The sequence below is a fragment of the Vibrio sp. MEBiC08052 genome, from assembly GCF_001506075.1.
In the GTDB taxonomy this organism is placed as follows: domain Bacteria; phylum Pseudomonadota; class Gammaproteobacteria; order Enterobacterales; family Vibrionaceae; genus Vibrio.
Genome location: NZ_KQ947475.1, coordinates 3,661,224 through 3,686,525, shown reverse-complemented (window position 1 = coordinate 3,686,525; position 25,302 = coordinate 3,661,224). Strand labels below are relative to the sequence as shown.

Sequence of the window (25,302 nt, the reverse complement as noted above, 5' to 3'; positions counted from 1 at the left end):
GCCGAAAAAGTACCCCAAAAGGCCTAGGTTTAAGTTCAGCACGCATAATCAGGGTCGGATTGATTCGCATCCTGCTCAAGCAATCCTGAAAAATCCTCCATGATTTTTCCCCCTGAGAACATCGATCAATTTGGCTTTTTAAAAAGATTTCACTCTATTCAAATTAACCACCCAACCAAGAAAACCATTCAAGGAAGAATGATTAAGCTTTTCCGGGCAGGACGCCCGTAAAAGCTGGTTCTGGAGAGCGCACGGCCAAGCCAAACAAAAAGATTTTCTGGTTACGCTTGCATCTTTGCAAGAGTTACTGGCGCACTGATCACGAATGCCGCTGAAACCGCAGAAAGAAATTGTGCGTCAAATTCGGGAGCCCAAGGCTGGAAATTAAAAAGACCGAATCAGTCCTTAAAGCATGGCAAGCCTTGTTCAGCATACCATCGTTTCAACTCTTGAATAACACCTTCGGGAGAATCTTCTTGGTGTGATTTTGGATGAGTTAATAGAGCGCTTTTCTCTGGATGGAGTACGATCTGATTGAACTGATAGACAAATTCATCTTCTTCATCTTCCGAACCTTCACCATCCCAGAACCATTCCAAAGTAATTAGAAACTCATCTTCTGTATAATCATGTAAGCTATCTTTTAACTTCATTTTGTTATTTCCTATGGATATTTATATGACTTTTAGGTGTCATAACTCTCATATTATCAACATCATAGACTTTACCGCCATGCTGAATTTCTTCTACATGGTGAATTTCATATCGACTTCTTTTACCAACATGTTCTTGAGGTAAAGCAAAAGGTGAACGGCCTTTTTTGATTAATCGTTGGTTCTTTGACGCAAACTGCGATAACAAATTTCCATCTTCACTCACAGTCAACCAAAAACGTTCCCTGAAATTGTCAAAGCTTTCGAACTTCTGGCCTCTAAGCTGATCCGCAATTTGCGACGGCACTGGCGCACCTAACTCTTTTCCGGCAGCTTCTAACCACAGGCCGGTGATATCTTCACCGTTGCCAGTCACAACACCTGATTCGTTGCGAGGGCTTTCTTTATACACCACATACAGCGGTGGTAACCCAGTCTCTGCCGGAAAGGTCAGAATATAGTCTTGTAAATTCGCATCAGCAATTGGCGTAATGTAGGTATTATCAAACTCTTGCCTTTGCTCCGCTTGCGGATGGATCCAGATATCGTACTTTTCCATCTCCGGGATGGGATTAACCAGAATCGGTTTACCGCCAAAATCGCCGCTAATCGGCACCCATTCAATGGTGATATCCGGCTCTAACTCAACAACAAATTTATCACCGACCCGTTTTACTTCACGCTTAGGAATATTCGTCCCATTGACGTGATAGCCGTAAATTCGCCCTTCCGTATTGAAACCCAAGCGAATATTGGTTTCAACCGTGTCTTTATTACTCATATCAGCAGCGCTGTAGAGCGTACTGTCCGCTAATTTGTTCGGCACAAATGCAGCCAGAATGCCAGCTCTTCCGACGATTTTCATCGCCAGTCCCGGCAGCTCTGCCAGCGCTGCGCCGCCAATACGCGTCAAAAAGGCTTCTTCAGAAACGGTACTAATCCCCTGCCCGACGGCCAGTGTATAAGCCGCATAATCCCCCAGCGCAGAAAGCGACTCTCTTTGTGTACCGATGTCACACGTACCGTTTGGCACCAGCGCAGATTTGGCGAAACGGGAGGGTTTAACGGGCGGCTTGTTAAATGCGTTCTGCCATGCGGATGAAGGCAGTGGGATTTTATCCAGCTCCCGTAACCGCTCCTGACGCTGCCTGACCAGCCGCTCTGCTAAAGTGAGTTTCACAGGTTCGCGTTCGACATAAGGCTCGGTAGAAACAGAGGCATTCACACTGCCGGAATAAGTTGAACCAATGCCATGATTGACCCATTCAACTCTGGCGGTATAAGCCTTGTTAGCCAGCAAGTCGAGATGAGGCTCAATCGCAGGATTGACTCGCCAATATTGATTGCCCCATTCATCCCGATCCCGGATCAGCAACGGAATCGATGGTACATCAGTCAGCAATACCTGATGACCGCTACGCAGCTGTTCAAGAAAATCTGCAAAGCGCATTCCGGCAGGGATAACGGATTTCACATCTGACTCACGTAAGGAGGCAAAATCCCCTTCAACTTGAGCAAATTCATAACTCATCAGATTATAGATTTGAGTGGTTTGATAGTTCATTAACGTTGTTGGCTGAGCCGTGATTGTTTTATCGATGGATGCTTATTGATAAGGTTATTTTCATATGAATTAATAATTACACTCAAATGGATTTATAAAACATGTTTAAATTTGGGGTTTTAATGGGGAGTGGTTATTTTTGGAATGGGGGGTAACAGGGAAGACGGGGTAAATTCCTGCTTATTATCATTAGGTTGTGGTTTGGGACGCAATGACTTTCTCCGATTTCATCGACATCTCCGAATGCGCCCCAGGTACTTTTTCAAGGCCGAAAAAGTACCCCAAAAGGCCTAGGTTTAAGTTCAGCACGCATAATCAGGGTCGGATTGATTCGCATCCTGCTCAAGCAATCCTGAAAAATCCTCCATGATTTTTCCCCCTGAGAACATCGATCAAGTTGGCTTTTTAAAAAGATTTCACCCAACTCAAACTAACCACTCAACAAAGAAAACCATTCAAGGAAGAATAATTAGGCAGAATCAATCTGCGCTAAACAAACCCGCTCCGCCAGTGCCTGTAAACGTCGGACTTCTGCCACCAGATAATTCAATTCTTCTGCGGTAATTTCGTAGTGCTCCGAATAACGGGCATCAATATAAGCGCGTTGCAAACGCCGAAAACTACGACGGTGGAATTTGTTGTCCATCGGGAAAATCGTTGCAAACTCAGGGTCGATTTGCGAACAGAGTTTGCCCAGTTTTTCAATATTGTGGGATTTGGGTAGGTAATTAGTACAGACGAGTAGAGTACAGGCTAAATAACGTTCCGTGATTTGGTGTAACATAAAGGCTGCGTGAATCAAATCATCCTCGGAAATAGAGAATTCATAATATTGAGGTAGATGAAACGATGCCGGAATACCTCAATATAGGCGCTGACATTGCCATAGCCGCTGGCGGTATTTAGTCGTGTTATGCATCGCTCTATGCACATGATGACACTTGCTAAAGGAGAAGATTTAAGGCAGAACAGAGACATAACCTCAAATTTTAATTTTTGAGTTGAAAACCACATAACTCACTTATAAACTTAAATTTCAAAATTTAATCTAAAGTAAACTTCAGTCACGAGTGTGGGTATGGCAAGACTAAGAAAACCGCCAAAATTCAATGAATTGATTGAAAAATTTGAGCCTAGTGTAATTTTCCCTGCTTTAGAAAAATACGGCCCAACCGATAGCAAAGGACAATACCTGCACTGGGATAAATTTCAGTGGCGAGTCGAGAAGCATGCCAACAAAGAGCTAGCATGGCTTGCGACAAAGTATGCCCGCCATGCAAACTCAAAACAGATTCAAACACTCAGTGCAGAGGGTGGCAAGACGTTCAAATACTGTGTACCTGAATCGCTACAGGCGATGCTGCATCGTATTGATACACAAACAGGGGGGGGTTACAAAATCGGTGAAGACTCCTTTGTCACAAGCAGAGAGAAAGACCGCTATCTTGTAAAAAGCTTAATGATGGAAGAAGCGATTAGCTCCTCACAGCTAGAGGGAGCCTCGACGACTCGCAAAGTTGCCAAGGAGATGCTGGAAGAAAGTCGGAAGCCGAAGGATAAATCAGAACAGATGATATTCAACAATTTTTTGTTGATGGAGAAAGCCGTTGAACTCAAAGACGAGCCACTCTCAATTGATATGATATTGGCGCTCCACAAAATCGCGACGTTCAAAGCTATTGACAATGATGCGGTCTCCGGGCAACTCCGTGAAGATGACAACATCACGGTCGCGAATATCTATAACGAAGTCGCACATGAACCACCTTGCCATACCACGTTGATCGATAGGCTGAATGAGCTGTGTGATTTTGCAAATGACCGCCATGATCAACAAGGCTCTGCCAATTTCATGCATCCGATGATTAAAGCGATCATCCTTCACTTTATGATTGGCTATATTCACCCATTCGGTGATGGTAACGGAAGAACAGCAAGAGCATTATTCTACTGGTTCATGCTCAAGTCCGGGTACTGGCTATTTGAGTATGTATCCATTAGTAAACTTATTCAGGAAAAAAGAAGCGAATACGACACGGCGTATATCTATACAGAAACTGATGATTTCGATCTGACATACTTTCTCTATCATCAAGTGGATGTGATCAATAAAGCAGTGAGTGCCTTGCACGATCATGTCGAGGCAAAACGTCAGCAATTCTACGAATTTATGAATTGGATTGACAAGAGTCCTGTCTCAAAACGATTGAAGCATGGTGCATTAGAAATTCTAAAAACTGCCGTGAAGCAGCCGGGGCGAGTCTTTACCGCCAAAGTCGTTGCTCAAGATCTCGGTGTGAATGAAAATACTGCACGCGCATATCTCAATGCGTTAGTCGAAGAAGACTTGCTCCTGTCCTCAACGAAGAAAGGTCAGCGAGGCCTGATCTACATTGCACCAAACCGTATCCGAGAACAGCTTAAAATATAATCAAGGGCGCATCAGCGCCCTTGATTTTGCCGCTCTGAATCCCCGATTCATGAGCGGGATTGAGTCTGATTGCGCGCTCCTACCAGAAGAACACCGCAATCAGGGTTAGCACAATAATACAGGCGATATTTAAGTAGATACCGGCTCGCATCATCTCCGACTGCCGGATATGGCCCGAGGCAAACACAATCGCGTTGGGCGGGGTTGCCACCGGTAACATAAATGCACAAGATGCTGCGACCGCGATTAATACTGAGAGCAAGACCGGTGAAACCCCAAACGCTTCCGCAACGCTGGCAAACACCGGAATCAGCAACGCAGCACTGGCGGTATTACTGGCGAACTCGGTCAGGAACACCACAAATGTTGCGATAATAATTACGATCCACAGCAGTCCGAGGTTTGAAATCATACTGCTCAGTTCGTGGGCAATGAATACGCTGGTTCCGGTCTGCTTGAGAACATTACTGAGACAGATACCGCCGCCGAACAGCAATAACACCCCCCAGTCTGCGGTTTTTTCAATCTCTTTCCAGTGTACGACCCGGGCGAAACTCACCAGTATAATTGCACTGAGTGCAATGATGGTATCAAACGATTTAAATCCGCCCAGCATGGCGTTGATCGGTTTACTGAACACCCAGAAGAACACCACCAGCGCAAAAATCCCGAGCGTGACGACCTTGCCTTTATCCCAGTCAACCGGTTCGTGGTTCAGCTCAAAATGGCCGGACAGATCCGGTTTGAGCAGCAGGTAGAGAATCCCAATCATCACCGGCAGCATCACTACCGTCGTTGGCAAGCCAAATTTCATCCAGTCGGTAAAGGTTAACCCGACTTGGGCGGCTGCAATCGCGTTTGGCGGACTACCGACCACCGTCGCAATCCCGCCGATACTGGCACTATATGCAATGCCTAATAGAACGAAAACGTAAGTTTTATGCCCTTTGTCTGCATCGACTTTACTCAGGATACCCAGCACCAATGGCAGCATCATCGCGGTAGTTGCGGTATTGCTAATCCACATCGAAATCACCGCAGTGACGATAAACAACATGAAAACCGCGACACTCATTCTGCCTTTCGCCATCAAGAGCACCTTATCGGCAACCACTTTATCCAACCCTTGCTGGTGCATGGCTGCGGCTAACGCAAAGCCCCCCAGAAACAGATAAATAATCGGATTGGAAAAGTAACTCAGCGCGGTGGTGGTATCAAATACACCAAACAACACCGAGATCACCGGCACCAGAATGGCAGTCACGGTAACGTGCAATGCTTCGGTTAACCATAACACCGCAATGAAGGTGAGCATGCTGATCCCCAACACCACATCGGGCTGAAACGGTAAGGTGAAATAAAGCAGTAAAAACAGCAGGATATCGACACAGATGATGATACTATTACGGTTAAAAAACCATTCTCGGGTGTTCGCGGGGAGAGGGACATTATCGTTTTTATTCATTAGACTTCCTTTTTATTTGGGCTATGTTGAACCTCAGCAACCCGGATGGAAAAGGTCAATGTGAGACGACCATCCATTGCAAGCGGTTGTGAGTCATTATTCAATGAAGTAAGCAATAAGCGACATAACAATTAATGACATAACCCATACCTTGGTTCTGTTACACGAGTCAATAAAAGCAGTTATCCCTATAAAAATGATGGCAATTAGTTTATTGGTCGGCCATTCGGTGGTCATCATACCAAGGTGCATCAATCATAGCTTTATCTACCAATCAGGAGCGTTATGGATTTACTACTACAACAACTGCAATTTTCCCTGTCGGTGACCGGCCCGATCTGTCTGATGCTTTTTCTGGGAATCTATTTCCGCCGTAGTCAGCTCATCGATGACCATTTCATTGAAGTTGCATCGCGTCTGGTATTTAAAGTCACGCTCCCGGCATTGCTCTTTCTGAGTATTGCCAACTCGTCACATGATGTCACCACCGGTGGCTCACTGGTGCTCTATGGGGTCGCCTCTAATTTCGCTTTTTTCCTGTTGATCACGCTGGCGGTCAAATGTTACTTCAAGCGCGCGGCAGATCAAGGGGTCATCATTCAGGGCGCGTTTCGCGGTAATAGTGCGATTATCGGGCTGGCTTTAATTACCAACGCATACGGGTCTGACGGCTTGGCACAGGCAGCCCTGTATGTGGCAGCCTTAACATTGCTGTTTAATGTACAGGCGGTGTTCACACTCACGCCGAAGGGCAGTCAGTCAGGCATGAAGGCGCTGATCATTGTGGTCAAAACACTGACCAAAAATCCGCTGATTATTGCCATTTTATTAGGGCTCGGCTTCTCTCAACTCAACCTGACCCTACCGGATATCGCCGGTACAGCCGGACAGTATTTCGCCGATATGACTCTGCCATTAGCCCTGATCTGCGGTGGCGGCTCACTGGATATCCGTCAGCTCAATCATGATAAAGCCCCGGCTTGGTCAGCAACGGCATTCAAACTCCTTGCCTGTCCGATTCTGATCACCTTCGGTGCATGGGTTTGTGGGTTCCGGGGCTCAGAACTGGGGATTATCTATTTATGCAGTTCCGCACCATCCGCTGCCGCCAGCTATGTGATGGCACGCGCTATGGGCGGCAACGCGACACTGGCCGCCAATATCATTGTGCTGACAACCTTGTTGTCGCTGTTAACCACTACACTCGGGGTCTTTGTACTGTCATCACTGGCGCTGATTTAATACCACACGACAAACAAGACAAGCAAACAGGCAGTCTTACAGACTGCCTGTTTTAGATGAAGCATGGCAATAAATCACAATAGATTGGCAGGCGAATACTGATCGGTTAAAGGACGGGCAGTTCGATCCCAGTCCGCTTTAGTGGACATCAGTGCCGGATAACGATCAATCAGGACATTATACGGTGCCAACGGCTTGACCAATGACTTCGCCCGTTGCTGCATCACTTGCCGGGAAGGCAGCGGCTGTTTGCCATTACCGACGATGATGATCCGGTTACCGTAATTTTGTTCCTGTTTGATTTTAAAATTGAAAAACGGGCCAAACACCTGACGATATGTCTCGGATTCATGCGCATAAAGCCGGCTCGACGACCAGGTATTTGCCACCAGCACACCATCCTCAGTCATCAGTCGTTGCACTTCCTGTAGATATTCCCGGGTCATCAAATGCTCCGGAATATAATCACCGGTAAACGCATCAAGAATGATAAAGTCATATTTTTTCTTCCGCAGCAGCGCACGTTTGACAAAAACGCGTCCGTCCGCAACTGCCACTGAAGTCTGCGGGGTTTCTTGAAAGTGGAAGTAATCCCGCGCCACTTTGACCACGCCCGGATCCAATTCCACAATATCCATTTCAGCGTCCGGATAAAGCTGCGTCAGCACATTCGGAATCGAAGCACCGCCCAGTCCAATCACAAGTATCCGCTGCGGCTGAGGATTGAGTAACAACCCGCCCATTACCATCTGACTATATGAATAGACCAGTCGTTGATCGTGCTCGTCCTGATACTGGCACGTCTGGACACTGTCGCCCTTCACCAACGCAAACACCAAGCAACGCAAACCATCTTTTTCAACCACCGCAATATCCCGATAAAGCGACTTCTGGGTATAGATCACTTCGCTCTGGGCAGAAAATCCAATCAATAACATCACAACGGGCATCCAGATACGCACCGATAACATATTTTTCAACATCACTTTAAGCCTCTGCAACCACTCGGGGAAACCGGACATAGAATGCAACCACGCCACCGGCACACAAAATACCAATCAAACTCAATAAGATCGTATTCACTTCAAACCACAACACCAGATAAAACGACGTCAAGAGCGTTCCCAGTGCGCTGCCTAAGGTCGAGACGAAATAGAGCTTACCGGCAACTTGCCCGCTACGCCCGGAGTCACTGATCAGTAAGCGGATCGAATAAGGCGAAATCATGCCTAAAATCAACGTTGGCAGGAAAAATAGCAACAGCGCTGCCACCAGTGAGCCATAACGCGGGTCCATAATCCGGATAAAAACCTGTTCCATCACCGTATCGCCCCAAAACACCAACGGCAGTAAAGTCACCGCACCACACAGATAAAGTAGACTGAATTTGCGTAAAGAAGGCGAATGCATCGACCATTGTCCGCCCAGCAGATAGCCAGCCGACAAGGCCACCATGAAAATGGTAATGATGCTGCCCCACACATAGATGCTGCTGCCAAAATAAGGCGCCAGAATCCGGCCGCCCATCAGCTCGACCGACATGATGCAAAAGCCACTCAGAAATGCGAGTAAAAAAATAAACCGATTCTTCAACAATCCATTGTCAACCGTCATATGCTTCCTATTGTTTATTCCAAGATAAATAATCGCTGCTCTCATAATATTCGCAGGAATCATTCATATAGCAAGTCGAATCATCAATAATCACTGTACTGAAGGGACATATTCCTGATGGTGATTCAGTAAAAATAGTAGCCAATCTTGAGATAACTGGCGCGGATATGTTCAATCAGCAGCCGAATTTTATTCGGTGGCTGACGGGTAAACGGATAAATCGCGTAAACCCCGAGCCTTTTACCGACTTGCCGCGGGAATAAATCAATCAGTGAGCCGTCCTGTAGATCAGGATATACCAGACAGCGCGGCAGATAAGCAATGCCATAGCCGCTCAGTGCTGCCTTTCTCAATGCAATCGCATTATCACTGGAAAAACTCCCCGAGACTTTTAACAAGTAATTGCCATCCGGTCCTTTAAATTCCCAGTCACTGGCACCGGTTGTCTGATAGACATACTGGAGACAATTATGATTGACCAAATCTTCCGGACGGTACGGCGTTCCTGCCCTAGCGATATAGCTGCTCGTGGCACAGACCACCCATTGCGAATCGATAATGTGCCGGGCAATCAAGCTGGAGTCTTCCAGTAATCCGGTTCGAATCACCAAATCATAACCTTCGCCAATCGGATCCACGAAGCGATTATCCAGCGACATATCCACGGTCAGTCCCGGATGCATCTGACAAAACTCCGCCACGGCTTCAGCTAACAGCAATTCACCGGAAATGGTCGGTACCGACATGCGGATATGACCACTGAGGTTTTCGCCATACCCGGCCACGGCGTCAAACGCCTCCTGAGTGGCTTGCTTCACATTTTTAGCACCTTGTAGCAAGGCTTTTCCGGCTTCCGTCAGGGTGAGTTTGCGCGTTGTCCGATACAAAAGTTGTGCCCCGAGCTCTTTTTCCAGACGCGCAATACGTTTGCTAACCACTGAATTAGTAAGGTTATTTTTCTCGGCAACCAGACTAAAACTACCCAGTTCCACCACGGAAGAAAATAAAATCAGATCGTCGGCTCTCATACAATTATGTCACTTTTGGAATCAATCATTTTCATTATTTCCCTATATCCACAAAAAATAAAGCGCTAGATTCACACTGGATTAACAATAACATCATAAATAAAAACAAATTGTAGAACCCCCTACCCATGTGGCTCTGTTTCAACGTATGAAACGTCACCACGACCCATGGCTCTATTCTACGCATAAGGAAGTCGCCTCCATGAGTGAAACATTATTAGCCTTACTTGCTTTTTCTCCGATTGTTGTCGCAGCAATTTTGTTGATTGGCCTGAACTGGCCCGCCAAAAAAGCGATGCCGATTGCATTCGGCCTGACCGTTGTCATTGCCTTATTCGGCTGGGACATGTCCGCCAATCGGGTATTGGCTTCCGTGTTACAGGGGCTGGGCATTACCGTCTCAGTACTCTGGATTGTCTTCGGCGCAATTTTTCTGCTCAACACCCTCAAACACAGCGGTGCCATTACCGTGATTCGTAACGGTTTTACCGATATTTCTCCGGATCGACGCATTCAGGCCATTATTATTGCCTGGTGTTTCGGCTCTTTTATTGAAGGTGCTTCCGGCTTCGGCACGCCCGCGGCCATTGCCGCACCACTACTGGTTGCGATTGGTTTTCCGGCACTGGCTGCGGTATTGATGGGGATGATGATTCAATCAACCCCCGTCTCTTTCGGCGCGGTTGGCACACCAATTCTGGTCGGTGTCAGTAAAGGGCTCGACAGCCACAATATCAGCCAGCTTCTGACAGCGCACGGTTCAAGCTGGGAGAGCTATCTACAGCAGATTACCACCAGCGTTGCGCTGATCCATGCCACCGTCGGCACCCTGATGCCGGTGCTGATGGCGATGATGTTGACGCGCTTTTTCGGCAAAAATAAAAGCTGGACGGAAGGATTAGATATTCTGCCATTCGCCCTGTTTGCCGGACTGGCCTTCACCATCCCTTACGCGCTGACCGGAGCCCTGCTCGGCCCTGAGTTCCCCTCGCTGATCGGTGGGTTAGTCGGGCTCGCGGTGGTGGTCACGGCGGCGAAAAAAGGCTTCCTCGTGCCGCGCACAGTCTGGGATTTCCGCCCTGAGCACGAATGGCCTGGCGAATGGCTCGGCTCGCTGAAAATGGATCTGAACAGCATCCGCTCGAACCCGATGAGCCTCACCCTGGCGTGGACACCTTACCTGCTTCTCGCGGTGATACTGGTCGCCAGCCGGGTCAGCCCTGACTTTAAAGCGCTATTACAGAGTATCAATCTCTCGTTTGCCAATATTCTCGGTGAAGCCGGTGTCAGTACCTCATTCCAGCCTTTGTACTTACCCGGAGGCATTCTGGTATTCGTCGCACTACTTGCGGTCTTGATTCAAGCCAGAAACCCGGCGCCGATGATCCGCGCACTCGGTGAATCGAGCAAAACGCTGGTCGGAGCCGGATTTGTACTGGTCTTTACCATTCCGATGGTACGGATCTTTATCAACTCAGGGGTGAACGGGGCTGAACTGTCCAGTATGCCGGTCACCACCGCTGATTTCGCCGCCGGGCTGGTTGGCAATGCGTTTCCTGCTTTAAGCGCAACGGTCGGGGCACTCGGTGCCTTTATCGCCGGTTCAAATACCGTCTCAAATATGATGTTCAGTCAGTTTCAATTTGAAGTGGCTCACACACTCTCGGTTTCAAGCGTAATTGTGATTGCTTTGCAGGCCGTCGGTGCGGCTGCCGGCAATATGATTGCGATTCACAACGTCGTGGCAGCATCAGCGACTGTCGGCCTGTTGGGCAGAGAAGGGGCAACCCTGCGCAAGACCATTATCCCAACGGCCTATTATCTCGTAGTAACGGGGTTGATCGGCTTGCTGGTGATCTACGGATTTCATGCCACTGATGTCCTGATGAATTAGAACAAACTGATGAAATAAAACGAGCTGCCTGAAAAGTTAACAATAAGAATTACCCATTAGCCATCACTCTTCTTTCCAACCGACACTCCCCCAACGTCGTGTTTCTTTGAGGGTGATGGCCTCACTTACTCATGCATTCACTGGAGCACCTTATGAGAATTTACCCAGCGAAACCGGACAAAGTCTATTTCTACGCGACTTGTCTGGTAGACCTATTCGACCCCGATGCGGGGCTTGATGCCATCACCCTGCTCAAGCAGCAAAATATCGAAGTCATTTACGTTGAAAAACAGACCTGTTGCGGCCAACCGGCCTACACATCCGGCTATGATGATGAAGCGAAATCCGTAGCACTGAGTCAAATCGCGCTGTTTCCCGAACCTTACCCGGTGATTGTGCTCTCCGGCTCTTGCGGGGGCATGATGCATCACCATTATCGTCGCCTGTTTGCAGGCAGCGAACAGGAAAGTATGGTCAATACCTTTTGTGATCGGGTGTTTGAATTCACCGAATTTCTGGTGCATGTCTGCCGCGCTAAATTGCAGGATCACGGCCCGGCAACCTCCGTGGTGATGCACACCTCCTGTGCCGCCCGGCGAGAGATGAATGTCCATATCACCGCCACCCAACTGCTCAGTCAGCTTGAGCACGTCGAGCTGAAAATCCAAGACTACGAAAGCGAATGTTGTGGCTTCGGCGGGACATTCTCTGTGCGTCACCCAAACATTTCTCAAGCGATGGTGGAAGATAAAACCCGTCACATCAAAGCCACCCAAGCCGATCATCTGGTCAGTGCCGACTGGGGCTGTCTGCTCAATATCAATGGCGCACTGGATTTTCAGCATCAGCAAGGCGATCCGGCCACGCTACAGGGGCGTCATCTGGCGAGCTTCTTACTGGAAAGAACCACCACTGAGCCGACACAGGAGCAATCATCATGAGTGACTCTCCGCAACAATTTCATGCACAGGCCAAAACGGCACTGGGTGACCCACAACTACGCGCCAATTTTCGCGGTGCGATGGACTACCTAAAAGATAAACGCAAAGCTGCCTTTGCCGACCCGCAGGAAGAAAAACAGACCCGGGATCTGGCGGAAGCGATTCGCCAGCGCTGCCTGAGTAAACTGCCGCAACTCTTGGAACAACTGGAAGCCAATTGTCAGAAAAACGGTATTCAGGTGCATTGGGCCGACAATGCCGCACAGGCCAATACCATTATCGCCGGGATTGCAGAACACCATCGGGCGTCACTGATGGTCAAGGGCAAATCGATGGTCAGTGAAGAGATTGAACTCAACCATGAAATGGCCAAGCACGGGGTGACCTGTTTAGAAAGTGACATGGGCGAGTACATCATTCAGCTCGACGGTGACAAGCCCTCACATATCATCATGCCCGCTATTCACAAGAATAAGCAGGAAGTCAGTGACACGTTCCGCGATAACCTCTCCGGTTTTCAGCCGACTCTCGATGTGGATCGCTTAATCCAGACCGGGCGTACCCAGCTGCGGGAAAAATTCCGCACTGCGGATATCGGTTTATCCGGGGTCAATTTTGCGGTCGCCGAAACCGGCACCCTGTGTCTGGTAGAAAATGAGGGTAACGGCCGGATGTCCACCACCGTGCCGAACGTTCATATCGCCATCACCGGGATCGAAAAAGTGGTGGAATTTCTCACCGACGTGCCGCCGTTATTCAGTGCCCTCACCCGCTCCGCCACCGGTCAGACGATCACGACCTATTTCAACATGATCACCTCTCCCCGTCAGGACGGTGAGAAAGACGGCCCGCAAGAAGTCCATCTGGTGCTGCTCGACAACGGGCGCAGCCAAGCCTATCGGGATGAAGAACTACGCAAAACGCTGCAATGTATCCGCTGTGGTGCCTGTATGAACCACTGTCCGGTTTACACCCGCATTGGCGGCCATGCCTACGGCACAGTTTATCCCGGTCCGATTGGCAAAATCATTTCCCCGCATCTGATGGGGCTCGAAGCGACCCAAGATTTGGTCACCGCATCCAGTTTGTGCGGCGCTTGTGGCGAAGTCTGCCCGGTTCGGATTCCGATTCCCGACATGTTATTGCGCCTGCGCCGCGAAGCAAAACACGCGCCGAAACCCGGCCTTGAAGCCATGCGCGGCCAGAAATCGGCGTACAAACCCACCGAAAAACTGGCAATGCGCAGTTTTGCGTATTCCGCCACCCACCCGACCATTTACCGGATCGGCACTCGCCTTGCCGGACAGATGCGCCATTTGATCCCGGCCAAACTGGGTCCGTGGACCCAATGCCGGACCGCGCCGAAACCGGCCGCCAAAACCTTACATCAATTGATGAAGGAACGAGCCAACCAGCCACAGAAAGGAGGCAAGTCGTCATGAACAACGCCAGACAGCAGATTTTCAACCGGCTCAAGGCCGCCCAGCCCGCACCGCTGGAGAATGGCTCGGCAGAACTTGCCCGACATTTCCATCCCAACGACTTCAGTCGTGAGGAAAAGCTGACCCATTTTCAGACCGCCTTAGAGTCCAACCATGCACAAGTGTTACCGATTGAGCGGCAACAACTGATTGCTACCCTTCGGCAACTATGTGCACAACGTGGCTGGCAACACGCGGCTATCGGCACCGGTGGTCAGTGGCATCATGATTTTCGCCAGGGGCTGGAAACCATTCAGATGACTGAGTACCAACAGACTATCGAACAGTGGAAAGATGACTTATTCACCACTGTTGATGTCGGTCTGACCGATGCACGAGCCGGGATTGCCGATACCGGAACGCTCGTGCTCTGGCCGGATAACCATCAGCCACGCACGTTATCACTGGTGCCGCCATGCCACGTGGCCGTGATTCGTCAATCGACGCTGTTTAACAGTTTCTCGGAGCTGATGATCGCGCAGCAGTGGCACCAACAGATGCCAACCAACGTGGTTTTAGTCTCCGGCCCATCGAAAACCGCGGATATCCAGCAGACACTGGCTTATGGCGCTCACGGGCCAAGGGAGCTCATCGTGATTGTGGTGGTGGATGAGTAGATTTTCTGGGGGTGAGTGATGTTTGTTGGAGTTGGGGAAATAAACTGTGACTCTGCTGTTTGGGACGCAATGATTTTCCCCGACTTCAATGACATCTCTGGAAGCGTCCCCGAATGCTTTTTCAGGGTAGACGCACATGCCTCGATGATAAAATTTCCAATTTTTCAAATTGAACAGCACTAAATGCTCAAATATGAACCTTTATAATTATAAGAACCGCATAAGGGTCAACAATGGAATAACAGTGCTTTACAAGGCCTATTTTTGAGCTTATATTTACACAAAATCATTATACGGCTCATATTTGACACATCAGAGGCAACAATATGAATCCTAAAGTGCTACAACTTCGAAATCTTACAAGTAAACTTGAGTCTGAAATTCACGAAGTTTTCGAAGAGATGCTTAGCAATGTTGAAGCCTCAAGCAACCGTCCTATTTCAAGTTACTCAATTTACGAGACGAACACTCTGATTGATGATATGCAATCACGAAAGAGAGATATCTCATTAGAAGACCTTGAATTGCAGACGGATATTTCTAGATCAACGATAAAACGAATGCTTAAAGACCCAAGTAAGACTTCACTAGAAAACTTTTTAACCGTTGCTAACGAACTAGGAATGAAAATATGGATCGAAAAGTAAAAGTTCTTTTGTACGGAAAGTTTTGTGGTGTTTTGTCTCAAAATGAACAAGGCTTTACATTCGAATACGAACCTAGCTACAAAGGTCGTAGCTTATCGCTGAGTATGCCTCTAGAAGATGGGCCATTTGAGAGTAAAGAGCTACATCCTTTTTTCCTGAGTCTTGCACCCGAAGGATGGCTGAAGAAGCGCTACTCAGAACTACAAAAAATTGATGAGAACGATCCGCTAGGTATGCTTTTGTCCAACGGCAAAAATTTACTTGGTGCTGTCCAACTGTTGAGATTAGAAGACCATGTATCCGAGCAATAGAAGTCTTATTAGCCTCGATGAGCTCAATGAACAAAATAGAGAACAAGTCGAGTACAAAAAAGGGGAAATCAAAACCCTACTAGGTTCGAATAGATTCCAGATTCAATTACCTTTTTCGCGTGCTGAGTTTGTTACTGAGTTACCAAAGAAACAAAAAGGCATGAGTATTTCCGGTTATCAACCAAAGCTTTCTCTTGCGATCAATGAAGATAATCAGCTAGGGGTAGTAGCGGATAAAGCGCTATTTATTCTCAAGCCTTCACCAGAAGAATTTCCTCATCTTGCCGAAAACGAGCACGCGACAATGTTAGTCATGAAATTCCTCGGTTTCGACACACCTCCATTTGGATTAGTTCGATTTCATGATCAGAACGAAACAGGCGAACTCGCATTTATTATTAGGCGCTATGACCGCTTAAAAGCAGGTGAAGAAACGATTCATCAAGAACAATTGGATGCCGCAATGGACGTGCGTGAAAAGTACGGGAAGACAAAAGGCGATGCTGAGGGATACGTTAGCTACGAGCAAGCCTGTAAGTTCTTAATTAATAAAGTAGACAGCAGCTTAAACTTTAAGAAAGAGTTATTTAACCGAATACTCGTAGCCTACTTTCTCGGAAATAATGACCTACACCTTAGAAATATTGGTGTGCTGCTACCGGAACAAGAGGCCACTCGAATAGCGCCAATCTATGATTACGTATCTATAGCACCTTATCCAGACTACATCGCAAACGAGAACCCATTAGCATTACCTCTGCTCGCTAGTGAAGAAGGCGATAATGGCAATACAAGTGGCTATCAGTCACATTGTACCTACACCGGCTATGACTTTCTCATCTTCGCACAAAATATTGGCCTCAACCCTAAACTGGCGACCAAAATGATTAAAGATTTGTGCGCCAAGCAAGATGCCATTCTTGATATCTACCGTCATAGTTTTATGCCGCAAGAACACGTAGAGAAAATAGCTGAATGGATATCGAGCCGAATTAACTATTTGGGTCAATTAGGCCATGTTGCTGTTTAATATATGGACTCCCTTATACCGTCAACAAGGTATGGATGAAGATTAAGGTGTGATGTAGCGGTTGGTGCGCTCAGACGTCATCGATTTCAATGGCATCTCCAACCGCACCCAAGATGCTTTTTCAGGGTAGAAGAAGTGCCTCAAAATGCCTAGGATTTGAGTTCAGCGCATGCTATCAGGGCCGGATTGATTTGTATTCGACTCAAGATTTTTGTTATGTGCTGTTTTATTGGAGCAACCAAATAACAACTAATCTGTACGCTCTCGCTCTAATTTATACGCTTGATACTCTCGAGATATTTGTTCATCAGAATAATCGCCATCAACATGATTTGTTTCACCGACGCCATTTAGTCCTTTGATACTTTGAATAGAGCCGCCCCATGCATCACGATTTCTAGGCGAACCGATAAACTGAGACAGATATGCGTTTAGAGTTTTATCTCTTGGTCTCTCAATCTCCTTGCTTAAGGCAGTCAAATAGTCAAACTTCGTCGTTTTTTCCCACGCTATTGAGAAACAAGCTCGGTGGCACAACTCAGTATGAATCAACAACATCGTGCGACCATTTCCGTCAAGAAAAGGATGGCCATAAGCAAATAGGCCCATTACCTCACCGGGATTAGCCTGCATATACTCTTTGTCTTGACCCAACCGCAAACCATAGTCAATTGAACGGCGTATTTCCATCGGGTGACAAAACTTAACGCCCGCTTTAGATATAGCTTTATCAGGCACTAACTCATTTCTATCCCGACCAGCCCATGGATAAATTTCAGAGAATAATATCCGATGAACCTCTAGGAAGTCCCTGTATGTAATTTCTTCTCTTTTTGATAGATATTTCAATGCGTCATCTAAGCCAGCACGAAACATCGTATGCTCTAGTTCTCTAATTACATTAGGGTCTTTTTCTTTGAACCTGTTTTGTAAATAACCATTTTCCTCAAAATCTAAAAAAGGGTCAAAGACTGGCATGACGTTCCCTTAGATAATTCACTGATAATAAAGCCACTTGCTGCATAGATAACTTTCCTGCTCTTTTTAATGCAACCAGTAAATCTTCAACGTGATCGCGCTTAATATCATCCCCTGCCAATGCAGTCACAGAATCAGCGAATTGATCTATTGAACTATATGTATAGGAAACATTATGTAGCTTAGCTAATGATAACACGTACTCTCTAATATCTTTTGTCGGCATTTGCTCAACCGACGCAACACCGTTCTTGTCACTATGACTTTTCTTATGACTTCTAAGTATGATTTTTATACCATTAAAATTTAAAACTCTGTCCGTACGAGATGACTTTGTTTCAACAACCAATGTGGACTTAGGTTTAGCGTTTTTTAATTCTTTGGCTGTGTTACCGTACAATTGTAAGCCTAGTTTTTTCACAGTATCTTTAACGACTTGCTCTATGGGAGCACAGGTTTTTACCTCTCCGTCCTTAAAATGAGCTTTTGCATAAAATCCTCGTGAAATCCTCAACAACTCGCCATTATCAACTAGCTTAGATAAAACGACAGTCATCTGAGATTGGCTACCAAGTGAAGCTAAGTCTGAACGTGAAAAAACAGCATCTTTACGATGTATTATCGATTGTCTAATACGAGTTTCAAGCTTCATAACATGCACCTACGAAAACACACTACTTAATTTTAACAGCAATAGGGAAAACCATCAATTTAATAGATAAAAAAACAATAATTTAAATGGAAAACAAGACCTTAAAAACCGTTAAAATTTGTAGTAAATCAAAGCTGAGATTGTGTTGCACCATTCATCAACGTCTGGCGGACTCACTGCTCGTTTAGTCGTTGATGCAAAAGACGGTGCAAAACACTTTTATGAACAATATGGGGTTTACCGCATTTAAAGATACAGAAAACCGACTATTTATCACGATTGCTGATATTCGAGCCAGCCTGAGCTAACACATTTTAAGCAAACTAACGAACGTCCTGTTAAGGGGTTGCAATAAAACACTTTAACCCATTACTTTCAATAATTTATATATAAAGTAAAAGCAAAATAAAAACCTCATGTAGCATCTGTATAGCTTTTGAAATGAACAATCTTCGTGTATCCCAACTAATTATTGCCCCAAAGTGTGCCAGCCTAAGATTTGGGACACATTTCTTTTATCATTCATTGACCTGCTTTTACTAATGAATGATTATGTACTTAGTTTAGTATGGTGTGTTAGGCAGACATTGTCTGTAATCATCCCGTTGGTTACACAGAATAATTAGTAAAAACAAATAAATACAACAATTAATTCTGTGTTTTCTGCCGAATTTATACAGACAGAGTCGAGTTAAAAGGTACTGTTATACACTTCGTCAGGTACGGTAAATATAATAAGTAAAGAGGATTTTATGGCAAAGAGAGATCCCCAAAAAACTAGAAGAAACAAAGAGGTTAGTAATTTGTCAGCAAGGATTAAATCTTTGCTTCCTAAAATTTTAGATTTGACGGGTTATAGAAATGAACATTCTTTGAATGCTACATATGGTGGCAAGTATGCAGAGTATATTGACCTGAAGAATGAAGTAATTGATACACCACAGCAATTTCGTTCACTTTATCTAATTGGTTTTTTGAACAAACTTGAAGGACTTGGTCATTTTGCAAAACCAGGAAACAAGACTTTCGATGCTTTCGCTTATTATCGTGACCATGAAGAAGTAAGAGAATGGTTACATTTATTTTTAGAGCGTACTTACTTGAGAAAGTATGAAGAACTTTCAAAGGTTCGCCCAACTGTTGAAGAATCAGTGATGTGGATAGGTCAGGAAAATGCATCTTATGGAATATTGGTAACTCCCCGGTTTAGGGATAATCAATGGGAAAATGACAAGAGTGAAATTCGACGTTTTAAGAAAAAGTATTGGACCATAGGCCATATTCTAGAAACTGGTTTTGTAGTGCCGGGTGAAGATGAAAGAATAACATTTACCGATATTGACCAATATTTAAGCTTTTTCAAAAATACTTTGGTTCGTAACTCTGGTTCTACACATGAAATGGAGTTCGCTAAACGTTACTGTAAATTTGTTAAAGCAAGCGAAAACCCAGAAAAGGTTCCTCTCCTAATTCCAGAGTTTCGCTACGGTGGGTTAGAAAAGAAACATGAGTATCGTTTAGATTTTACAATCATTAACCCTTATAATATGAGTAAGGTAGGGTTTGAATTATCACCATGGTCAACACATGGTGCTCTGACCGGAACTAAAAGTAAATTACAAAAAGAAATAAATGCCGAAGCTTTAGCTAATTTTGAAAAAGAAATGAGAAAATTAAAGTCATACTTTAGAAAATTTGGTATCTCAATTCTTGTATTCACTGATTCTGATTTGACTGACCCTGATGCATTGTTTGATTCGATAACTGAATACTTAAATGTTCAAAGTAGTCCAAAGCAATTGGAATTTCATGCGATGGATGAGTTATTAAAATTCGAAGCAGGAAGTGTATAACAAGTGCAGGCAAGGGACGCTCCTAACATCGCGCCCCTGCAAACGTTAAGTCCACAAGAGGTAATGAATGAATAATATAAATTGGATTGAGTTAGTTAAGACAGTCGCTATTGAACAAGGCTATGAAGTCGAAGGTTCTCAAATTTACCTTGATAAATATAATTCTGTAGACTTTTCTTTATGTGAAAATGACTCTGGTTATTTGCAGGTTCACCAGTGGGAATATACAAATGATGAGGGTGAGGGGCGCTATGGAAGAGCTGTATATTCGCTTCGTAATATTACCGATGTAATTCAATTCTGTAATATTTTAATATCAAGCTCTAATATCCGTGCCAAACGTAGAACTTAACAAACGATTAAGGTTCTGGACAACGCACGACCAAGCCAAACAAAAAAGATCTTCTGGTAACTCTTGCATCTCTGCAAGAGTTACTGGCGCACAGAGCACCACAGTTTCTGAAATTGAGGAACGCAATTGTGCGTCAAATTTGGGAGCCAAAAGGCTGAAAAAATACTGCCCTCAATCCCCTATTCTCCCCCGACAAATCTGTTCGGTTAATGCCTGCAACCGCTGCACTTCTGCCACCAAATAATTCAACTCTTCTTCAGTGATTTCGTAGTGCGCTGAATAACGCGCATCAATATACGCCCGTTGCAGACGCCGGAAACTACGACGGTGGAATTTGTTGTCCATCGGGAAAATCTCAGCAAAGGCCGGATCAATCTGCGCACACAGATTACCGAGTTTCTCGATATTGTGAGACTTCGGCAGGTAGTTGGTACAAGTTAGTAATGTACAGGCAAAAAGACGCTCCGTTGCCTGATGCAGGTTGAATGCTGCTTCATTAAGCATGGATTCATGAAAAGTATAATGAAAAACTTTAATACTATCAGCAGCATTCTCTATCCACTGCTCATAATGCTTACGGGCAATCTCCCGTTTTTCTTCCTCCGTCAGATCACCCGGCTCCGCCAGTGATTTCGGCGTCGCAGCAAACAGTTCAATGCCCTCTTCGCGGATATCCTTAAAAAAATAGTGCCCCTGTTGCAACCTTTCGTTCACTTCCTGCAAATCGTGGACAATCAAACCCAACGGTGCCGATTTCACTTTGCGATCAATTTGCTCTTCGGCCCGCTGCCAGACTACATAATCCTCCACCAACGCTGCTTTATTGACGATCACCAGAATATCGTAATCGCTGATATAGCCGTTCACCGGATCCTTGACCCAACTGCCTTTGGCATGGCTGCCGAACAGAATAATTTTCAGAATGCGAAACTCACTCTTACTGCCCTGTTTGCCTTGCAGGTAATCTTCCAGTGTATCGCGCAGAATCGTTGAGATGTCCGCCAGCTCACGCTGTTTATATTCGGGCAGATGGTCGAGGGATGTTTTCATAATCGCAGTATTGAGGCTTGTTGTGGATGAATAGCGCTAGCATAAAAGAAGCACTCAGCAAAAAACACCGTTTATCATCGTTTTAGCACGGCTCAAAGGTAAAATGCGACGCGGTTCTTTTTTATTCCTTGCCTCTATGATTGTCTCCGCTTCCAGCTTCGGGCATGACACACAATCTTTGAAAAATGACGAACTAGTTTATTTTCTTCCGACTCAGGTCATTCATTATCACAAATAAGTTCAACAAATTAAGTAAATTCGCGTTCTGTATACTCTGAGAGGCTGTTCTTAAACGGTATCATTGCTTATCCCCATAGTGATTCTCTTATGATTTTGGGGGCCACAACGCTCATATTATCAATATCATAGATAGCACCACCATGTTGTATTTCTTCAACATGATAAATCTCAAACAACAAGAAGCAGCTAATGCTGAGTTCAGTTACAAAATACCTGTCAATTGATGCGATTTTTTAGATTCATGTGCCAAAGTGACACGCATATTGCTTTTCTCGCCATTTGATACCATAATCCGATGTGACATTTTGGCACAAAGGGAGATTATTTATGGCAACACTACCTCGCATCACTGCCCGAGTCGACGTTGAAACACAAGACTTACTGGCTAAAGCTGCTGCTATTGCCGGTATGCCGAGTATTAATTCATTCGTTCTCAGCGCCGCTACTGAAAAAGCAATGCAAGTTATCGAACGCGAAGAAACACTAAAACTTAGCCAAGCTGACGCTATGTTATTGATGGATGCACTCGACCGTCCGGCTACATCAAATGCAAAACTGAAAACTGCGGCTCAACGTTATGACGATAAGACTCAGCAATGAATACGGTACTCCTTGATAAGTCTAAACATAACAGAAACCGATTCGACTGCGGTATCAGTGCTCTGAATAACTATCTGAAAGTTATGGCGAGTCAGCAAGCAAAGAAAGATAACACCAGAACTTTTATTCTGGAAGATGATAACGATGAATCCAGAATTATTGGATTTTACACTTTAACCATGACGCCAATTGATCTAAATGCTTTACCAGATAAACTACAGAAAAAGTACCACTCATCAACGTCTGGCGGACTCATTGCTCGTTTAGCCGTTGATGCAAATTTTCAAGGGAAAGGTTTTGGCGAATGGATATTGATCGACGCTCTTCGCAAACTACTGACTGCCAGTGATACTGTCGCTTTTCCTGTTGTTATTGTTGATGCAAAAGACGGCGCAAAACACTTTTATGAACAATATGGGTTTACCGCATTTAAAGATACAGAAAACCGACTATTTATCACGATTGCTGATATTCGAGCCAGCCTGAGCTAACACATTTTAAGCAAACTAACGAACGTCCTGTTAAGGGGTTGCAATAAAACACTTTAACCCATTACTTTCAATAAGTTATACATAAAGTAAAAGCAAAATAAAAACTTCATGTGACATATGTGTAGCTTTTGAAATGAACAATCTTCGTGTATCCCAACTAATTATTGCCCCGAAGTGTGTTAAAGCAATTACTCAATAGAGAGTTCAGACTGGATCTCTGTTGTTCATTTACTGCCATTTCAATGACTATTTGAACGGTAAAATATAATTTACCTTAACTGGTTTATGGTAAAATATATTTTACTACCTTTATTTCTGGCCTATTGCTTTGACATTCAGAGATTGGTAAATTACTCTTTACCTTATATAATTTATGGTAAAGAGTAATTTACTATGGGAAGGGGAAATACTCAGGTTAGCACTGTTGCTAGTGCTGCACTAACTCATTTCGCCACTATGCTTACAATCCAGCGTAAGGAAAAGAAAATCACTGTAGAAGAGCTGTGTTCACGAGTTGGGGTATCTAAACCCACGATGATAAAGATTCTTAAGGGTGATCCGTCTGTAAGTATCGGACTCTACTTCGAAACTGCTTGGGTGTTAGGTGTTTCCTTATTTGAACCCGATGAAAACCAGTTTGCTATTAAACGTAAAACAAATGCGAAAGTTGAGGCATTGCTGCCTAATCGAGTGAGAAGGAAAAAGGTAATTTTAGATGACGACTTCTAGTAACCAATGCTTCGTTTGGAAATGGCTTAGAGGACAATCAGAGCCTGTGGTAGCCGGTAGACTCACTATTGATGAAACCGGCCAATATTTTACGTACGGTCAGTCTTACTTGAAGCGTCCAGATGCAGAGCCAATTTACTCAAATGAATTACCGCTTTCTGCTGGTACTAAGGAGCCAGTTCAAGGTATGTCTATATTCTCGTGCTTGCGTGATGCAGCTCCTGATGCTTGGGGGCGCAGGGTCATTAATTCTCGGTTGATGGGCAAAGACTACGATGCTGAGTTAGACGAAATGACGTATTTGATGCATTCCGCTTCAGACCGGATCGGTTCTCTCGACTTTCAAGAATCGGCCACTGAGTATGTTGATCGTTCTACTGATGCGGCCACTCTTGAAGAATTATACCAAGCGTCTGAAATCGTCAGTCAAGGTAAGGAAATCTCGCCGGATTTGGATAGAGCACTTATGCATGGTACATCGCTCGGAGGTGCTCGTCCGAAAGCGATGATCACTGGTAAAGCTAAGTATATTGCTAAGTTTTCAGCATCAAATGATACTTACGAAGTTGTACAATCAGAATACGTAGCCATGAGGCTAGCCAAGTTAGCAGGACTCAATGTTGCCGAAGTTATTTTCGAAAAAGTATTAGGAAAAGATGTTCTTCTTGTAAAACGATTTGATAGAGAGTTAGTTGATGGGGCATGGTGTCGTCGCTCAATGGTGTCAGGGCTGACAGTTTTAGGCTTAGATGAAGCATGGGCTAGAGAGGCATCTTACGCAGACCTAGTGAATATTATGAAGCAATATTGCAACGATTTTGCCTCTGATAGCCAAGAGCTATTTGCACGGATGGTATTTAATGTACTGATCGGCAATACGGATGACCATGCTCGCAATCACGCTTTCTTTGTAGAAGGGGATAAAATATCCCTGTCACCTGCTTATGATATTTGTCCACAAAACCGTACAGGTGGAGAGGCGAGTCATGGAATGAAGCTCTTCGAAAATTTTAATTTGTCTCTGTTATCACTTTGTATGAAAGCAGCACCAAGCTTCAATATTAAGGCTGAAAAAGCAAAAGAAATTATTAGGTTGCAAATTAATACGATTATCCAAGAGTTTGAATCCGTGTGTAACGAAGTAGATGTCCCTGAAGTTACTCGAAAGTTACTTTTCAAACGTGTGATATTGAATGACTACATATTCAATGGAATGGAACATTTAAAGCCGCAAGATGATCGCTAACTCCTCAGAATACATGAAATGCAAGTATCTAAATAAATAATATCCGTGCGATCTGAGGTTGTATGAGCGCTGTTCACTTCGATAAGATTCTAGGCGAGCTACTCTAGCGAATTAATGTCCAAAAGTGAGCTGTGGGATTTTGAGTGTAGGTGTACGATTAAACTGTCAGATTGTGTATGAGTTAGTACAATTG

General features: G+C 45.1%; 26 protein-coding genes and 1 pseudogene. 16 read left to right on the top strand and 11 right to left on the bottom strand.

Features of this window, described 5'->3' with window-relative positions; all coding sequences use genetic code 11:
* Positions 1–398 precede the first annotated feature (398 nt).
* From VRK_RS15865 to VRK_RS15855, 3 genes are all read right to left on the bottom strand, one after another.
* Complete coding sequence (locus VRK_RS15865; RefSeq protein WP_059122267.1) at positions 399–653, bottom strand: bacteriocin immunity protein; 255 nt, start codon at positions 651–653, stop codon at positions 399–401.
* Between the two features lie 4 nt (positions 654–657).
* Positions 658–2,217 carry an S-type pyocin domain-containing protein gene (locus VRK_RS15860; RefSeq protein WP_059122266.1) on the bottom strand — a complete coding sequence of 520 codons (1,560 nt, stop codon included), beginning with the start codon at positions 2,215–2,217 and terminating at the stop codon, positions 658–660.
* A 469-nt stretch (positions 2,218–2,686) separates the two neighbouring features.
* On the bottom strand, positions 2,687–3,034 hold the full coding sequence (locus VRK_RS15855) for a HEPN domain-containing protein (RefSeq protein ID WP_269431951.1): 348 nt from the start codon (positions 3,032–3,034) through the stop codon (positions 2,687–2,689).
* Between the two features lie 261 nt (positions 3,035–3,295).
* On the opposite strand from VRK_RS15855, the gene VRK_RS15850 reads away from it, so the two are divergent.
* Positions 3,296–4,648: a Fic family protein gene (locus VRK_RS15850; protein WP_059122264.1), complete on the top strand. Its 1,353-nt coding sequence runs from the start codon at positions 3,296–3,298 to the stop codon at positions 4,646–4,648.
* A 79-nt stretch (positions 4,649–4,727) separates the two neighbouring features.
* Here the strand turns inward: VRK_RS15850 and VRK_RS15845 are convergent, their stop codons facing one another.
* Entirely contained in the window at positions 4,728–6,113 is a 1,386-nt protein-coding gene (locus tag VRK_RS15845; protein ID WP_059122263.1) for an SLC13 family permease, read from the bottom strand.
* 285 nt (positions 6,114–6,398) lie between these two features.
* Here VRK_RS15845 and VRK_RS15840 point away from each other — a divergent pair, with 285 nt between their 5' ends.
* The gene (locus tag VRK_RS15840; RefSeq protein WP_059122262.1) at positions 6,399–7,355 is read left to right on the top strand and encodes an AEC family transporter; all 957 of its coding nucleotides are present in this window, start codon (positions 6,399–6,401) and stop codon (positions 7,353–7,355) included.
* A 74-nt stretch (positions 7,356–7,429) separates the two neighbouring features.
* Here VRK_RS15840 and VRK_RS15835 read toward each other — a convergent pair whose 3' ends face one another.
* The 3 genes from VRK_RS15835 to VRK_RS15825 all read right to left on the bottom strand — a co-directional run bounded on the left by VRK_RS15835 (position 7,430) and on the right by VRK_RS15825 (position 9,997).
* The gene (locus tag VRK_RS15835) at positions 7,430–8,338 is read right to left on the bottom strand and encodes a spermidine synthase (protein WP_059122808.1); all 909 of its coding nucleotides are present in this window, start codon (positions 8,336–8,338) and stop codon (positions 7,430–7,432) included.
* A gap of 4 nt (positions 8,339–8,342) precedes the next feature.
* Positions 8,343–8,969 carry a fused MFS/spermidine synthase gene (locus VRK_RS15830; protein WP_059122261.1) on the bottom strand — a complete coding sequence of 209 codons (627 nt, stop codon included), beginning with the start codon at positions 8,967–8,969 and terminating at the stop codon, positions 8,343–8,345.
* 125 nt (positions 8,970–9,094) lie between these two features.
* Complete coding sequence (locus VRK_RS15825; protein ID WP_059122260.1) at positions 9,095–9,997, bottom strand: LysR family transcriptional regulator; 903 nt, start codon at positions 9,995–9,997, stop codon at positions 9,095–9,097.
* Between the two features lie 202 nt (positions 9,998–10,199).
* Between VRK_RS15825 and VRK_RS15820 the strand changes: the two genes are divergently transcribed.
* From VRK_RS15820 to VRK_RS15790, 7 genes are all read left to right on the top strand, one after another.
* Complete coding sequence (locus VRK_RS15820; protein ID WP_059122259.1) at positions 10,200–11,891, top strand: L-lactate permease; 1,692 nt, start codon at positions 10,200–10,202, stop codon at positions 11,889–11,891.
* Between the two features lie 152 nt (positions 11,892–12,043).
* Complete coding sequence (locus tag VRK_RS15815) at positions 12,044–12,832, top strand: (Fe-S)-binding protein (RefSeq protein ID WP_059122258.1); 789 nt, start codon at positions 12,044–12,046, stop codon at positions 12,830–12,832.
* A complete protein-coding gene (locus tag VRK_RS15810; RefSeq protein ID WP_059122257.1) occupies positions 12,829–14,274 on the top strand; it encodes a LutB/LldF family L-lactate oxidation iron-sulfur protein in 1,446 nt (481 codons plus the stop codon). The genes VRK_RS15815 and VRK_RS15810 overlap by 4 nt, the downstream gene beginning before the upstream one ends.
* Positions 14,271–14,930: a LutC/YkgG family protein gene (locus VRK_RS15805; RefSeq protein WP_059122256.1), complete on the top strand. Its 660-nt coding sequence runs from the start codon at positions 14,271–14,273 to the stop codon at positions 14,928–14,930. Before VRK_RS15810 ends, VRK_RS15805 begins: the two co-directional genes overlap by 4 nt.
* Before the next feature lie 326 nt (positions 14,931–15,256).
* Positions 15,257–15,577: a helix-turn-helix domain-containing protein gene (locus VRK_RS15800; protein ID WP_059122255.1), complete on the top strand. Its 321-nt coding sequence runs from the start codon at positions 15,257–15,259 to the stop codon at positions 15,575–15,577.
* A complete protein-coding gene (locus tag VRK_RS15795; protein WP_059122254.1) occupies positions 15,562–15,888 on the top strand; it encodes a HipA N-terminal domain-containing protein in 327 nt (108 codons plus the stop codon). The genes VRK_RS15800 and VRK_RS15795 overlap by 16 nt, the downstream gene beginning before the upstream one ends.
* A complete protein-coding gene (locus VRK_RS15790; RefSeq protein WP_059122253.1) occupies positions 15,872–16,918 on the top strand; it encodes a type II toxin-antitoxin system HipA family toxin in 1,047 nt (348 codons plus the stop codon). Before VRK_RS15795 ends, VRK_RS15790 begins: the two co-directional genes overlap by 17 nt.
* Before the next feature lie 249 nt (positions 16,919–17,167).
* Here VRK_RS15790 and VRK_RS15785 read toward each other — a convergent pair whose 3' ends face one another.
* Both VRK_RS15785 and VRK_RS15780 read right to left on the bottom strand, forming a co-directional pair.
* Positions 17,168–17,896 carry a Fic/DOC family protein gene (locus tag VRK_RS15785; RefSeq protein ID WP_059122252.1) on the bottom strand — a complete coding sequence of 243 codons (729 nt, stop codon included), beginning with the start codon at positions 17,894–17,896 and terminating at the stop codon, positions 17,168–17,170.
* Entirely contained in the window at positions 17,883–18,548 is a 666-nt protein-coding gene (locus tag VRK_RS15780; protein ID WP_059122251.1) for a type IV toxin-antitoxin system AbiEi family antitoxin domain-containing protein, read from the bottom strand. The genes VRK_RS15785 and VRK_RS15780 overlap by 14 nt, the downstream gene beginning before the upstream one ends.
* A gap of 148 nt (positions 18,549–18,696) precedes the next feature.
* On the opposite strand from VRK_RS15780, the pseudogene VRK_RS20710 reads away from it, so the two are divergent.
* The 3 genes and pseudogenes from VRK_RS20710 to VRK_RS15770 all read left to right on the top strand — a co-directional run.
* A pseudogene (locus VRK_RS20710) lies at positions 18,697–18,856 on the top strand (GNAT family N-acetyltransferase); the annotation flags it as partial.
* A 444-nt stretch (positions 18,857–19,300) separates the two neighbouring features.
* Positions 19,301–20,401, top strand: coding sequence for a hypothetical protein (locus VRK_RS15775; protein WP_059122250.1), 1,101 nt, complete (start codon positions 19,301–19,303; stop codon positions 20,399–20,401).
* 67 nt (positions 20,402–20,468) lie between these two features.
* Positions 20,469–20,753, top strand: coding sequence for a hypothetical protein (locus VRK_RS15770; RefSeq protein WP_059122249.1), 285 nt, complete (start codon positions 20,469–20,471; stop codon positions 20,751–20,753).
* Positions 20,754–20,924: 171 nt separating this feature from the next.
* Here VRK_RS15770 and VRK_RS15765 read toward each other — a convergent pair whose 3' ends face one another.
* Positions 20,925–21,803, bottom strand: coding sequence for a HEPN domain-containing protein (locus VRK_RS15765; protein WP_059122248.1), 879 nt, complete (start codon positions 21,801–21,803; stop codon positions 20,925–20,927).
* Positions 21,804–22,108: 305 nt separating this feature from the next.
* Positions 22,109–22,219 (bottom strand): hypothetical protein, encoded by a 111-nt coding sequence (locus VRK_RS21700; protein WP_443083437.1) that lies wholly within the window; start codon positions 22,217–22,219, stop codon positions 22,109–22,111.
* A 151-nt stretch (positions 22,220–22,370) separates the two neighbouring features.
* On the opposite strand from VRK_RS21700, the gene VRK_RS15760 reads away from it, so the two are divergent.
* The 4 genes from VRK_RS15760 (at position 22,371) to VRK_RS15745 (ending at position 25,109) form a co-directional block, all read left to right on the top strand.
* Positions 22,371–22,643, top strand: coding sequence for a type II toxin-antitoxin system TacA family antitoxin (locus VRK_RS15760; RefSeq protein ID WP_059122247.1), 273 nt, complete (start codon positions 22,371–22,373; stop codon positions 22,641–22,643).
* Entirely contained in the window at positions 22,640–23,134 is a 495-nt protein-coding gene (locus VRK_RS15755) for a GNAT family N-acetyltransferase (protein ID WP_059122246.1), read from the top strand. Before VRK_RS15760 ends, VRK_RS15755 begins: the two co-directional genes overlap by 4 nt.
* A 393-nt stretch (positions 23,135–23,527) precedes the next feature.
* A complete protein-coding gene (locus VRK_RS15750) occupies positions 23,528–23,863 on the top strand; it encodes a helix-turn-helix transcriptional regulator (protein ID WP_059122245.1) in 336 nt (111 codons plus the stop codon).
* Positions 23,850–25,109: a type II toxin-antitoxin system HipA family toxin gene (locus tag VRK_RS15745; RefSeq protein WP_059122244.1), complete on the top strand. Its 1,260-nt coding sequence runs from the start codon at positions 23,850–23,852 to the stop codon at positions 25,107–25,109. The genes VRK_RS15750 and VRK_RS15745 overlap by 14 nt, the downstream gene beginning before the upstream one ends.
* Positions 25,110–25,302 lie beyond the last annotated feature (193 nt).